General features: G+C 58.5%; 9 protein-coding genes, 1 tRNA gene and 2 pseudogenes. 8 read left to right on the forward strand and 4 right to left on the reverse strand.

Going from position 1 to position 13,084, the window contains the following annotated elements:
• Window positions 1–70 precede the first annotated feature (70 nt).
• The 5 genes and pseudogenes from HCU66_RS24115 (at window position 71) to HCU66_RS24135 (ending at window position 4,862) form a co-directional block, all read left to right on the forward strand.
• The gene (locus HCU66_RS24115; protein ID WP_003171603.1) at window positions 71–1,012 is read left to right on the forward strand and encodes a ribose-phosphate pyrophosphokinase; all 942 of its coding nucleotides are present in this window, start codon (window positions 71–73) and stop codon (window positions 1,010–1,012) included.
• Between the two features lie 141 nt (window positions 1,013–1,153).
• A pseudogene (locus HCU66_RS24120) lies at window positions 1,154–1,812 on the forward strand (50S ribosomal protein L25/general stress protein Ctc).
• Between the two features lie 170 nt (window positions 1,813–1,982).
• Complete coding sequence (gene pth, locus HCU66_RS24125; RefSeq protein ID WP_205890918.1) at window positions 1,983–2,567, forward strand: aminoacyl-tRNA hydrolase; 585 nt, start codon at window positions 1,983–1,985, stop codon at window positions 2,565–2,567.
• Between the two features lie 22 nt (window positions 2,568–2,589).
• Window positions 2,590–3,690, forward strand: a complete 1,101-nt coding sequence (gene ychF, locus HCU66_RS24130) for a redox-regulated ATPase YchF (RefSeq protein ID WP_205890919.1) — start codon at window positions 2,590–2,592, stop codon at window positions 3,688–3,690.
• Between the two features lie 158 nt (window positions 3,691–3,848).
• Window positions 3,849–4,862, forward strand: coding sequence for a 1-aminocyclopropane-1-carboxylate deaminase (locus HCU66_RS24135; protein WP_205890920.1), 1,014 nt, complete (start codon window positions 3,849–3,851; stop codon window positions 4,860–4,862).
• A gap of 161 nt (window positions 4,863–5,023) precedes the next feature.
• Here the strand turns inward: HCU66_RS24135 and HCU66_RS24140 are convergent.
• Together HCU66_RS24140 and HCU66_RS24145 are read right to left on the reverse strand one after the other, a co-directional pair.
• A pseudogene (locus tag HCU66_RS24140) lies at window positions 5,024–5,218 on the reverse strand (hypothetical protein); the annotation flags it as partial.
• A 48-nt stretch (window positions 5,219–5,266) separates the two neighbouring features.
• On the reverse strand, window positions 5,267–5,710 hold the full coding sequence (locus HCU66_RS24145) for a DUF3592 domain-containing protein (RefSeq protein ID WP_205890921.1): 444 nt from the start codon (window positions 5,708–5,710) through the stop codon (window positions 5,267–5,269).
• Window positions 5,711–6,416: 706 nt separating this feature from the next.
• Here HCU66_RS24145 and HCU66_RS24150 point away from each other — a divergent pair.
• Window positions 6,417–8,717: a hypothetical protein gene (locus tag HCU66_RS24150; protein ID WP_205890922.1), complete on the forward strand. Its 2,301-nt coding sequence runs from the start codon at window positions 6,417–6,419 to the stop codon at window positions 8,715–8,717.
• Between the two features lie 34 nt (window positions 8,718–8,751).
• On the opposite strand, the gene HCU66_RS24155 is transcribed toward HCU66_RS24150, so the two are convergent.
• Entirely contained in the window at window positions 8,752–9,099 is a 348-nt protein-coding gene (locus HCU66_RS24155; protein ID WP_205890923.1) for a hypothetical protein, read from the reverse strand.
• Window positions 9,100–9,225: 126 nt separating this feature from the next.
• Entirely contained in the window at window positions 9,226–10,443 is a 1,218-nt protein-coding gene (locus HCU66_RS24160) for an MFS transporter (RefSeq protein WP_205890924.1), read from the reverse strand.
• 323 nt (window positions 10,444–10,766) lie between these two features.
• On the opposite strand from HCU66_RS24160, the gene HCU66_RS24165 reads away from it, so the two are divergent.
• Both HCU66_RS24165 and HCU66_RS24170 read left to right on the forward strand, forming a co-directional pair.
• Window positions 10,767–12,824, forward strand: coding sequence for a methyl-accepting chemotaxis protein (locus tag HCU66_RS24165; protein ID WP_205890925.1), 2,058 nt, complete (start codon window positions 10,767–10,769; stop codon window positions 12,822–12,824).
• A gap of 116 nt (window positions 12,825–12,940) precedes the next feature.
• Window positions 12,941–13,017, forward strand: a tRNA-Met gene (locus HCU66_RS24170).
• The last annotated feature ends 67 nt before the right edge of the window (window positions 13,018–13,084 follow it).

The raw sequence follows: 13,084 nt of genomic DNA on the forward strand, positions 1-13,084 counted from the left end.
GTTCGAATCCAGCCGCCCCTGCCATTTTCCTATACTCATCCAGGTTACCCTCAGCCTTCAGGTACTGCGCGTGTCCAAGATGATGGTCTTTACGGGGAACGCTAACCCCGATCTGGCTCGGCGTGTTGTACGTCAGCTGCATATCCCTCTCGGTGACATCTCTGTCGGTAAGTTTTCCGACGGCGAAATTACAGCCGAGATCAATGAAAACGTCCGCGGTAAAGATGTCTTCATTATTCAGCCGACTTGCGCTCCGACCAACGATAACCTGATGGAACTGGTAGTGATGGCTGATGCCTTCCGCCGCTCCTCGGCTACTCGTATCACTGCTGTTATTCCTTACTTTGGTTATGCCCGTCAGGATCGCCGTCCGCGTTCCGCACGTGTGGCTATCAGCGCGAAAGTCGTTGCTGACATGCTTACCGTAGTCGGCATCGACCGTGTTCTCACGGTTGATCTGCATGCTGACCAGATCCAGGGTTTCTTCGATATTCCGGTAGATAACATCTACGGCTCCCCGGTACTGGTGGATGACATTGAAGATCAGCGCTTCGAAAACCTGATGATCGTGTCCCCGGACATTGGCGGCGTCGTGCGTGCACGGGCTGTTGCCAAATCCTTGGGCGTGGATCTCGGGATCATCGACAAACGCCGTGAGAAAGCCAATCACTCTGAAGTGATGCATATCATCGGTGATGTCGAAGGGCGTACCTGTATTCTGGTTGATGACATGGTCGATACCGCCGGCACTCTGTGCCACGCGGCCAAGGCCCTGAAAGAGCATGGCGCTGCCAAGGTTTTCGCCTACTGCACACACCCTGTGCTGTCGGGTCGGGCGATCGAAAACATTGAAAATTCCGTGCTGGACGAGCTGGTGGTGACCAACACCATCCCGCTGTCCGCTGCAGCACAAGCCTGTGCGCGTATCCGCCAACTGGATATCGCACCGGTAGTTGCCGAGGCGGTCCGCCGCATCAGCAATGAAGAATCGATCAGCGCGATGTTCCGCTAAGGGCCCTGCCCTTCTCGAACTTCTCGTTGACGAAAAGCGCCCCGCCCCGGCATTCCTGTCGGGGCGGGGCTTTTTTGCCCATATCGCCTTTAGCGCTGGTCGCAAACGCTGGGGCGAATGTGGTTATTTTGGAGATACAACATGAACGATTTTACTCTGAATGCTGAAGTGCGTTCCGACCTGGGGAAAGGTGCGAGCCGCCGCCTGCGTCGTCTCGCCGCTCTGGTTCCAGCTGTTGTTTACGGTGGCGACAAAGCCCCTGAATCCATCAGCATGCTGGCCAAAGAAGTTGCCAAACTGCTCGAAAACGAAGCGGCTTACAGCCACATCATCGAGCTGAACGTTGGCGGCACCAAGCAAAACGTCGTCATCAAGGCGCTGCAACGTCACCCGGCCAAAGGCCACGTGATGCACGCTGACTTCGTACGCGTTGTTGCTGGTCAGAAACTGTCCGCTCACGTTCCTGTGCACTTCATCAACGAAGCTGCTGCAGTGAAAAAAGGCGGCGAGATTTCGCACGTTGTTGCTGAAATCGAAGTTTCCTGCCTGCCAAAAGATCTGCCTGAATTCATCAAACGCTCGAAGTNGAAATCGAAGTTTCCTGCCTGCCAAAAGATCTGCCTGAATTCATCGAAGTCGATCTGGCTAACGCAGAAATCGGTTCGATCATTCACCTGTCCGACATCAGCGCTCCTAAAGGCGTTGAATTTGTTGCTCTGGCTCACGGTAACGACCTGGCTGTTGCCAACGTTCACGCTCCACGTGTTGCTCCAGAAGCTGCAGAAGGCGCTGCAGAGTAATTTCACTCTGTACGCCGGAGTGAGCAAGTAACATCGCGGACTGGAACGTAGCGAGAAAGCGGGCGAGAACGCGGAGTTTACATCATGGTAAATGAGCACTTGTCGTCCACTTTCGCCGCACACACCTATTGCAGCGATGTTATCCACCACTCCAAAGAAGGGCCCCTATCGTGACCGCCATCAAACTGATCGTTGGCCTGGGAAATCCAGGCGCTGAATACGAACAGACTCGGCATAACGCAGGGGCCCTTTTTGTTGAGCGCATCGCGCAAGCGCAGGGTGTCAGCCTTGTGGCCGATCGCAAATATTTCGGCCTGACCGGGCGTTATTCGCATCAGGGTCAGGATGTTCGTCTACTGATTCCCACCACCTACATGAACCGTAGCGGCCAGGCCGTGGCGGCACTTGCCGGCTTCTTTCGCATCACGCCTGAAGAAATCCTGGTGGCGCATGACGAACTCGACCTGCCTCCGGGCGTTGCCAAGCTCAAACAGGGCGGCGGCCATGGCGGTCACAACGGGTTGCGCGACATCATTGCGCAACTGGGTAATCAGAATACCTTTCACCGCCTGCGGCTTGGCATCGGCCACCCGGGCGTTGCCAGTATGGTTTCAAATTTCGTCCTGGGTCGTGCGCCACGCGCCGAACAGGAAAAACTCGATGCCAGCATCGACTTTGCCCTCGGCGTGCTGCCGGATATCCTCGCCGGTGAATGGAACCGCGCGATGAAAAACCTGCACAGCCAGAAGGCCTGACTCTTACCCGAGGGGAAACACCATGGGATTCAATTGCGGCATCGTCGGCCTGCCTAACGTCGGCAAGTCCACCCTGTTCAACGCCCTGACCAAGTCCGGGATCGCGGCCGAGAACTTCCCCTTCTGCACCATCGAGCCCAACAGCGGTATCGTGCCGATGCCGGATCCGCGCCTGGATGCCCTGGCCGCCATCGTCTTGCCGGAACGCGTGTTACCGACCACCATGGAATTCGTCGACATCGCAGGCCTGGTAGCCGGTGCCTCGAAAGGTGAAGGCCTGGGCAACAAGTTCCTGGCCAACATCCGCGAAACCGACGCCATCGCCCACGTGGTCCGCTGCTTCGAAGACGATAACGTGATTCACGTTTCCAACAGCGTCGACCCGAAACGCGACATCGAAATCATCGAGCTGGAACTGATCTTCGCCGACCTCGACAGCTGCGAAAAGCAACTGCAGAAAGTCGCACGCAACGCCAAGGGCGGCGACAAGGACGCAGTCGTCCAGAAAGCGCTGCTGGAGCAGTTGATCGCTCACTTCACTGAAGGCAAGCCGGCGCGCAGCCTGATGAAGGACATGGGTAACGACGAGAAGGCCGTGATCCGTGGCTTCCACCTGCTGACCACCAAGCCGGTGATGTACATCGCCAACGTGGCTGAAGACGGTTTCGAAAACAACCCGCTGCTGGACGTGGTCAAGGCCATTGCCGAAGAAGAAGGCGCCGTGGTTGTTCCGGTGTGCAACAAGATCGAAGCGGAAATCGCCGAACTCGAAGATGGCGAAGAAAAAGACATGTTCCTCGAGGCCCTGGGCCTGGAAGAGCCTGGTCTGAATCGCGTAATCCGCGCCGGCTACGAAATGCTCAACCTGCAGACCTACTTCACCGCTGGCGTGAAGGAAGTGCGTGCCTGGACCGTCCGCGTGGGCGCTACCGCTCCGCAAGCCGCGGCCGTTATCCACACCGACTTCGAAAAAGGCTTCATCCGCGCCGAAGTCATCGCCTACGACGACTTCATCCAGTACAAGGGCGAAGCCGGTGCCAAGGAAGCTGGTAAATGGCGTCTGGAAGGCAAGGACTACATCGTTAAAGACGGCGATGTGATGCACTTCCGTTTCAACGTGTAACGGTGACCGTGGATTTACACGGAACTCGATAGACTGAAAATCCCCGTAATCACTCGCTGATACGGGGATTTTGCTTTTTGGGATCCTGGTAGCGCGCCGCCCTCTCACATGTGCTCTGCTAGACTAAAAACGGCTCATCCGTGATCTGGAGAACCGTCATGCTGGAGAAATTTGAACGCTATCCACTCATGTTCGGCCCTACGCCGATTGAGAAACTGAATCGCCTATCGGCATATCTCGGGGGCAATATCGAGCTCTATGCCAAACGAGAGGATTGCAACTCCGGGCTTGCGTTTGGCGGTAACAAGATCCGAAAGCTGGAGTACATCATTCCCGATGCCATTGCCTCGCAGGCAGATACGCTGGTATCCATCGGTGGCGTCCAGTCAAACCACACGCGCCAGGTTGCGGCTGTCGCTGCCAAACTCGGCATGAAGTGCCGCCTCGTTCAAGAAAGCTGGGTTCCATTCCCGGATGCGGTCTATGACCGGGTTGGGAATATCCTGATGAGCCGCGTGCTGGGAGCGGAAATTGAATTCGTCGACGAAGGTTTCGATATCGGCATCCGCGAGAGCTGGGAGCGGGCACTGGAAGACGTTAAGGCCAAAGGAGGCAAACCGTATGCCATTCCCGCCGGCGCTTCTGTGCACAAATATGGAGGTCTCGGCTATGTCGGCTTCGCCGAAGAAGTACGCGAACAAGAGACCAGGATGGGGATCAGGTTTGATTACATTATCGTCTGCACTGTGACCGGATCCACGCATGCAGGCATGTTGGTGGGATTTGCCAAGGATGGACGTGCCCGCAATGTGATTGGTATCGACGCCTCCGCCACACCTGAGCAAACCAGGGCACAAGTGTTGGCCATCGCTCAGCACACGGCCAGACTTATCGGGCTTGGCCAGGAAATCACAGCTGACGATGTTGTCCTTAAAGAAGAATATGCCTATCCGGCCTATGGCATTCCATCAGAAGAAACCAATGCAGCCATCCGGTTGTGCGCTCGTATGGAAGGCATGATGACGGACCCGGTCTATGAGGGGAAATCCATGCAGGGCCTCATTGATCTCGTCCGTCAGGGTTTTTTCCCGGAGGGGTCGAAGGTGCTTTATGCACATCTGGGTGGTGTACCGGCGATTAACGCGTACAGCTATATCTATCGAAACGGCTGAATTTTTAGAGGGTCCTGAAACAGGTGTAAACCTTATTCAGGACGAAGCATTGGTATCGAAAAAGCCACGTTGATTCGCGGCTTTTTTCGGCTTCGTTTTAGGGGGCTCGACATCTGCCCGTAATGACCGGCAATGAGCAAACTCATAGAACTTACACGCGCCTAGAACAGATAGCCCATGTAGATCGCGGCACCACCACCGGCCTGCACGCCAGCGTTCACGCCTGCCATGACCAGCGCCCCCTTGGCCGACCGTGCCAACTGCCGGTTGACCGTGGTGGAAGCAATGAGCGAGGTCGCCGGGTTGGTGCTCAGAGCCACCGACAACGCCAGCAACTTGGGATCAAGCCCGAACAGCGCCAGCGGCTTTCATTGACCGGGATCGGGATGTTGTAGTTCATTTATTCAGAGTCCTTTATGTAAATGAACCGCATCGCGACCGCGCTGACGGATGGCCTTTACCAGACCGAAAATGGTGAACACCAGGCCCATGCAACCGAGCGCTGCGGGAGTGCCCCACAAGGCGGCCGAGTCATCGACAATGGCACTGCCAGCCGGTTGTTCGGGCAGGTAATACACCCGCACCGGCTGATCCTGCTGATAACCGAAGATAAAGCCGCCCTGGGGGTAGGAAATTTTTTCACCGCTGCCGGTGGTGAAGACGACCTCAGGATGCGAACCACCGGCATTCAAATGGCTGACGATGCCATCGGCGGTCCGTGCGCGGGCAAGGAAGTCGCGGCGGTCGAGCGTGAGATTGACGGCAATGCCCAACAATCCGATGCCGATCAGGGCAAAAAGCAGGCCCTGCAGTATCTTCCCGATGCGGGACGGGGTGTCGTTAGCCATGGCTTGTCTGGTGTTCGTCCGTGAAAGAAGACGGTGAAGATAACAAAAAGCCTGGCTATGTCGTAATGCTGTTTATTTGAGACTTGTTTGAATCATCGTGGCGAGGGAGCTTGCTCCCGCTTGACCGGGCTGGCGCTCCAGTGCAAGGAACGTGGCAGGTTGGGGCGTGGCTTTCACCTCTTCCCGCCTGGGAACGGTAGAGGTATTCCAGTCGGGAACCGACTTCAGCATGCTCATCAAGTAGCGATTCAACCGTCACACGGCGCGTCCCCGGCCCCATAAGGTGAGGATGTAAGACGAGGTATAAACGCCGGGCTACACTCCATGCGCGTCTTGCAAGGCACACCGCTCAAACGCCTTCTTGCGCATCGACAGGGAGATTCTCATGCACAGTCTCGCAGACTACGGACATACGAAGAGAGCAACCCCCGCACCCGCCGTTTGCGCGGTGCCGCCAGCAATTGGCGACATTGAACGGCACCTTCCTGGCTGAGCGTTTCCTCGGCCACTCGAAGCCCAGGACTGTTGATTCGCTCCAGGGCCTGCCCGCTCCCCAAAACTTACAAAGCTTGCCGATCGATCGCATCGGCGTAGTGGCACAGGCGCGCCGGATTCATGCGGCCGCAGCCGTGTCGCCGCACGGAGCCCTCTCACCCGCGATAACCACCGCAAGGCGTCCACACAATGTCGTGAAAAGGAGATCCACATGAACGTCGCGAACAATGCAACGCTGGCAACATCCACCAACCCCAGCATCTTCTGCACGGTCCCGCTCGGCGAGCCGGTCCAGGCCGAGAATGGCTACATCCCCCCCAACACGCAGATGCTGCCCGGCCAGTGGGCAGCCTCCGCCGGCAACGGCTATGTGTTGCTGCTGCAAACCGATGGCAACCTGGTGCTGTATCAAGTGGTAGGAGGCCCCGTGTCGACCAACAGCTCGTTCACCGGTAGCGCGATCTGGGCCACGGGCACCAACGACGGTGCCTACTTCGACGTCCAGACCGATGGCAACCTGGTCCTGGGTACCAGCGAAGGCAACGTGGCGTGGACGTCCAACACCGATGGCATCGAGCCGCAGGAACTGCGCGTACAGACCGACGGCAACCTCGTGCTGTACAACACCCTCGACCAAGCCTGTTGGGCCTCGAGCAGCAATCATTATCAGGTTTGGCCACCGACTCGCTGGGTCAATGTGCAAAGCAGCCTCGTCGCCCCCGTCAAAGGCGTGCCCTTTGTACTCACCGCCAGTCCCGACGGCCCTACGCTAAGCCCCTTCGTGGTCGGTTCGCCCAACCAGATCTGGCAAGTCACCGCCGATGGACGACTGCTCAGCGGCCTGCTCGGCGGACTGGTGCTGGGGCAGGACGCCGGCAGCAGGACGCCAATCAACACGACGCAGAGTGTACCCGTCCCGGTCGAACAGACTTGGCTCTGGGGCTCAGGACTGGGCCCCACTGCCATCCAGAACAGCGGTTCGAACCAGTACCTGAGTGTCGACATCGCGGGGGGCTCGGTACAGATGCAGGACACCGACACCTCGGGCCAATGGTACTTCATGCCCACCAGTCCGTTGGACAACATCATGGCCTTGCCGGCATCCGACCCAGCCTTTCCGGCCTTTACGCCTGACCAACAGGCTGTCTACGACTGGATCAACACCCAGCTGGCCGCCATGAACAATCAGCCCCATTTGATCCTGCGCAAGCAGTACACCAACGGGGCCAGCACTCTGGATAGTTACCGACAAGACATGCTCGGCCTGGACTACAGCGCGTTCCAGCCGCACGTCTGGCAACCCGTAGTGGACCAGCTCAAGTTGGAACTCAGCGCAGCGAGCGCTGTGAACAGCCTGTTCACCTGCTACACCAGCTTCCACTCCCTGCTGTTCGAGGACCAGGGGGCGCTGCTCTCCGAACTGGGCCAGGATGCCGGTTTCGAGAACGGTGACTCGACCAATATCGGCGGCATCATCCTGGCGGTGCTCTCGGGTGTCATCTACACCGTGCTCTCGGCTGAAACGATGGAAGGCGACATCAATTATTTCGCCGTCGCGGCCAACGTTCTCCAGAGCGGCATCAATGTGGCGGTCGCGGCCCAGAGCTCGAATGTTTCTCCCAGCCTCTTCCAGGTGGCCTACGCCGACCTGTGGGGGCAATTGAGCGATACCTTCGAAGGGCTGCTGGCCACTTTCGGCACCATGGAAACCACGATACTGACCGACTGGGCCAAGCTGAAGATCACCTATACGCTAATCGCCTCTACAGCGCCCGACGGATTGTTCTGGAACTCCGGTGAAACTGGAAATATGGTGAAAGCCGCCAAGCCGGGTTACGTGTTGTCGGTGATGCAGATGCTGCTACCGGCCAAATTCCAGATATACCAATACCTGGACGTCAATGACACCCCCATCGACGGTGTGCCCGCCTATGCGCAGTACATCGCGCCCGCGATCGACGGGACCTACTTCAAATACTGGATCGCCGATTCGACAGACTGGTCAATCTATCCGGAAGAAATCGCGCTCACCCAGGTATGGGACAACGGCGGCTCGAAGGACGAATTCTTTAACGGCAGGAACGGTTGGGCGTTCGCCAGGACGATGCCCTATACCTTCAGCGGCAACGACGCCAATTACCTGGTGATCGCGCTAACCAATCTGAGCCCGAACACGCTAGTGGCCACGGTGTTCAATCCATCCCCCACGTCCGCCGGCCCCTCTCCACAAACCCTGTATCCCTACGAGACAGTGTTAATCGAGGCCGAAGCAGCATTTCCTGGTGGCGTAGCGCTCACTATCTCGATCTTCGACCCCTCCCGTGGCAACTACTTCAACGAGCCAATCGCCTCGTTCGAGGCCTATCAGGATTACTCTGGGTTCGAGGCCGGTAATGTGCGCACCGCCAACGCCACGGCGGCGGGCGACTACCAACTGTCGACACCACTTTGCAACGAAGGCGGGTTCAGGCAATACCCCGGCGCTATCCAGGCCAGTATCTTCCGTCCTTGATGGGTGAGTCCCCGCATAACGTGCAGAGGCCCGCTCAAAAGAAAAAGCCGCGTTGATTCGCGGCTTTTTTTGACACAGGTATTCCATGGATGAAGCGAGCACAACAAACGCTGCAACGGCTTTTGACCAGCAGCCGCCACCGCCCTGTCCACACCCGGTACTTACTCCGATTGAAGAACATCGAAGACCCCGCCCCCACTACCGCGATTGCAAAGATGCCGACATCGATGCTGCCAATGTAGGGCGGCAGCACAAACATCACGCCAAAGCCCAAACCGACCAGAGCAATACCGAGCCATTTCCTGAGTACGTAGTTCCTTACGCAAGCGTACAGCAGCACCATCCCCACACAGGCCAACGCATACTGACTGTAGAGATTCATGGGCCTATGTTCCTTGAGACTTGATGATCATGGAAGACACCGAGCGCTGCGGTCCGATGCCGCCGCTGACTTGAGCGTCATACGCAAATAGTAATCACGGCTGCAGGCGCCCGCTGGCGGTCCGGGTCAGACTTTTTTGGTCCGTGGCAGAAAGATCGCCAACACCCCAAGCAGCGGCAAGAATGAACACAGGTAATACACATACTCAATGCCGTGAATATCCGCCAAATGCCCGAGCAACGCTGCGCCAATTCCGCCGAAGCCGAACATCAGGCCGAAGAACACCCCGGCAATCATTCCGACATTCCCCGGCACCAGTTCTTGCGCATACACCACGATGGCCGAGAACGCCGAGGCGAGGATGAAGCCGATCACCACGCTCAACACAGTGGTCCAGAACAGGTCCACATGGGGCAATAGCAGTGTGAACGGCGCCACACCGAGGATCGAGAACCAGATCACCGCCTTGCGCCCGATCTTGTCGCCGATCGGCCCGCCGAAGAAGGTCCCCGCCGCTACCGCACCGAGAAACAGGAACAAATACAACTGCGAGCTGGCCACCGACAGGTCGAATTTCTCGATCAGGTAGAACGTGAAGTAACTGGTGAGGCTGGCCATGTAGAAATATTTGGAGAACACTAACAGCCCGAGCACCACCAGCGCGCTGATCACCCGGCCTTTCGACAAACCGTGCGTCGCGGCCTGACCTTGCTTGAGTTTGAACAGGTTCAAGTGATTGGCGTACCAGCGGCTGATCCGGTACAGCACGAACAACGCAAACAGCGCAAACAGTCCGAACCAGGCCACGTTACCCTGACCGTAGGGAATGATGATCGCCGCCGCCAGCAACGGTCCGAAGGCCGAGCCCGCATTGCCGCCGACCTGAAACGTCGACTGTGCCAGCCCGAAGCGCCCGCCCGAGGCCAGTCGCGCCACGCGAGAAGCTTCCGGGTGAAAGGTCGACGAGCCGATGCCGATCAACCCCGCTGCCAGCAGAATCATCGGGAAGCTGCCGACCACGGACATCATCAGAATGCCGATCAATGTGCAGACCGTACCCGCCGGCAATAGCCATGGTTTGGGGTGGCGATCGGTGTGGTAACCGACCCACGGCTGCAGCAGCGAGGCCGTCAGTTGAAAGGTCAAAGTAATCAGACCGACCTGGGTGAAGGTCAGGCCATAGTTGGCCTTGAGCATTGGATAAATCGACGGCAGCACCGCCTGAATCAGATCGTTGATCAAATGCGCCAGCGCCACCGCGCCGATGATGCGCATGACCAGCGGACTGCTTTGTGAAGTGGCGGGCGCCGATGTCGCGGCGGACTGAACGTTGCTGATGGCCATGAGAGTTTCCGTACTGCAGATGGGTGCGCACTGGCAGGTCGGTCAATGTGCCATTTTTCGGTGCAAGTGCGCCATCCCCTTAGCCTGCTAACGACCTCAAAAAAGAGGTGATAGCGCAAAGCCATGGTCTGAATCTTGCCTTGTTTATCGGCTTCAACGCGGCCCCTTACAAAGGGGACCGAGAATGGGAAGTTTCGCTACAGAGTCGGCCTACAGAGCAGACCAAGGTGAACTTTCGAGGCCTTTTAGAAGGGCATCAGTCGTGGTCGCAAATGGCCTCGACGCACGCCAATGGTGCGTGATGTCCAGAGGAGTCATGGGGCATGCAGGCTTTTTTATCACCGGGGATCGGGCTGCTGGGGCGTTTCGGCTTCGCGCGTAAATTTCAGCTGCTGTTTCTGCTGTTTATCCTGCCGCTGGCGGGCAGCCTGTGGATGATCGGTCAGGATTATCGTGACAAGTTGAACCTGATCTCCGGCGAGCGCGCCGGGGTTCGTCAATTGCTCGCCCTGGATGCGCTCGACAACTTGCTCGCCGCCCAGCGCGACCGCGCCGCACGCTGGCGCGCCACCGAAACCAATCGCCAGCCGACCCCCGCGACCATCGCGGCGATGGCAGCGTTCGATGCGGTTCAGCCGGCCGTGACCCAAGCCGCTACGGATTTGGACAATGCCCTGAAAACCGAAGGCGCCGTGGGCGAAACCCTCACCCGCTATCAAGCCCTGCAAACCGCCCTCACCGGCCTGGACTCCAAAAGCCTGGGCAGCGTCGGTTGGTGGCCGGACGGATACGATCGTTTCACCCATGCCTTGAGCGCCCTGCAAGCCTTGCGCGAACAAATCGCCATGGACAATCGCCTGACGCTCGCACCATGGCTGGAAACGTATCTGCTGACGCAAATTTCCACCCAACACGCACCAGACCTGATCGAACGGGTCGGGCGCCTCGCCGCGGTTGGCCAGGCATCGGTGGTGTCCGGGCAGTTCACCCTGCAAAGCCGTCTGCAACTGCGGGACTTGCGCAGCCGTATTGGCGATGCCCGGGAGCAGCTGGTTAAAACGGCTGGCCTGCTGGAAGCGCGTCTGCCCAGCGCCCTGCAAACCTGGGCCGCGCAGTACCACGACAGCCTCAAGCAGCTGGATGCCGGTTTAAAAGTGCTGGACGACGGCGTTTTCGGCGGCAGCATCAACCTCAAACCCGAAGACTTCGAACGCAGTCTCGACGCCCTGCTTGGCAACCTCGCCTCGCTGCGTCAGCAATCATTGGTTTCGCTGGATCAACGGCTGGATTATTACCACGGCTCGGCCATTCGCCAGTTCATCCTGGTGGCGACCATTTTTGGCTGCCTGCTACTGGCCGCGTTGTACCTGTTCGTCTGTTTGCAGACCTCGATCCGTCGCAGCGCCAGCGGCATCACGCTGCTGGCCCAGGCGCTGCGCGACGGTAACCTGAGCCTGCAAGTACCGGTGCAGGGCCGCGACGAACTGGCGGCGATCAGCACCGCCCTTAATGTCGCGGTGGTACAACTGCGCAACAGTTTGCTGGGGGTTGATCACGAAACCCTGCAACTGAGCAACGCAGTACGCACGCTTAACGATCACTCCAGCGACGCCCTTGGCGAAGTCGAGGCCCAGCAGTTGCAGATCAGCCAGATCGCCGCTGCGGCCACGCAATTGGCCGCCACCTCCCAAGGGGTCGCCCAGAGTTGCGAACAGGCTTCCGGCAGCGCTCAGCACACCCAGCGCATCGCCGCCGACAGCAGCCGCGACAGCCAACGCACCACGGCGAGCATTCAGCAGCTCAATCAGCGGTTGAACGACACGGCGGCGGCACTGGGTCGGGTCAGTGAGCAAGGGCAGCAGATTCAATTGGTGGTCGATACCATACGCGGCGTGGCCGAGCAGACCAATCTGCTGGCCCTCAACGCCGCCATCGAGGCCGCACGGGCCGGCGAGCAAGGTCGCGGCTTTGCGGTGGTGGCCGATGAGGTGCGCAGCCTGTCGCAACGCACTCAGTCCTCCACCGCGCAGATCGCCGGCACCGTCGACAGCCTGCGCAGCACCGTGAACGAAGCGGTCAGCCTGATGGAGGCGGCCTGCGGCCAGGCACAATCGGATGCGCAAGCCGTCACCGGCCTTGGCGAACGCTTGGGGGAAATCGCCAACGCGGTACAGAGCGTCACCGACACCCTGGCGCAAATCGCCACCGCCGTCGATGAGCAGGCGAGCACCGCCGATGAAGTCAGCGGCAACATCCAGCAAGTCGATCAGGCGGCGGTACGCTTGCTCGAAGGCGCGCGGGCGGTGAACCTCGCCGCGGACACCTTGAGCCAAGGCAGCAAGGCCTTGAGTGCCAATACCGGAAGATTTCAGCTCGGTTGACGCCCTCCGCTGGCCCGGTTTTTCGGGTCAGCGGGATAAGCGGTTGAAAGTGTGGAGAAATATTTTAGATTTACGCTTGACGCATCGTCGTTCCAGGTGAATAATGCGCGCCACTTGGCTACATAGCTCAGTTGGTTAGAGCATAGCATTCATAATGCTGGGGTCCGGGGTTCAAGTCCCTGTGTAGCCACCAAGTACTAAAAACGGCTTACCGAAAGGTAGGCCGTTTTTTTATGCCTCGAGAAAGTGACGGGATTTGC

The organism is Pseudomonas frederiksbergensis, assembly GCF_017114915.1.
GTDB lineage: Bacteria > Pseudomonadota > Gammaproteobacteria > Pseudomonadales > Pseudomonadaceae > Aquipseudomonas > Aquipseudomonas frederiksbergensis_I.

Bases quoted from the DNA above. Each gene is read 5' to 3' on its own strand.
- ychF (WP_205890919.1), top strand. From the start codon at position 2,590: ATGGGATTCAATTGCGGCATCGTCGGCCTGCCTAACGTCGGCAAGTCC.
- HCU66_RS24135 (WP_205890920.1), top strand. From the start codon at position 3,849: ATGCTGGAGAAATTTGAACGCTATCCACTCATGTTCGGCCCTACGCCG.
- HCU66_RS24145 (WP_205890921.1), bottom strand. From the start codon at position 5,710: ATGGCTAACGACACCCCGTCCCGCATCGGGAAGATACTGCAGGGCCTG.
- HCU66_RS24150 (WP_205890922.1), top strand. From the start codon at position 6,417: ATGAACGTCGCGAACAATGCAACGCTGGCAACATCCACCAACCCCAGC.
- HCU66_RS24155 (WP_205890923.1), bottom strand. From the start codon at position 9,099: ATGAATCTCTACAGTCAGTATGCGTTGGCCTGTGTGGGGATGGTGCTG.
- HCU66_RS24160 (WP_205890924.1), bottom strand. From the start codon at position 10,443: ATGGCCATCAGCAACGTTCAGTCCGCCGCGACATCGGCGCCCGCCACT.
- HCU66_RS24165 (WP_205890925.1), top strand. From the start codon at position 10,767: ATGCAGGCTTTTTTATCACCGGGGATCGGGCTGCTGGGGCGTTTCGGC.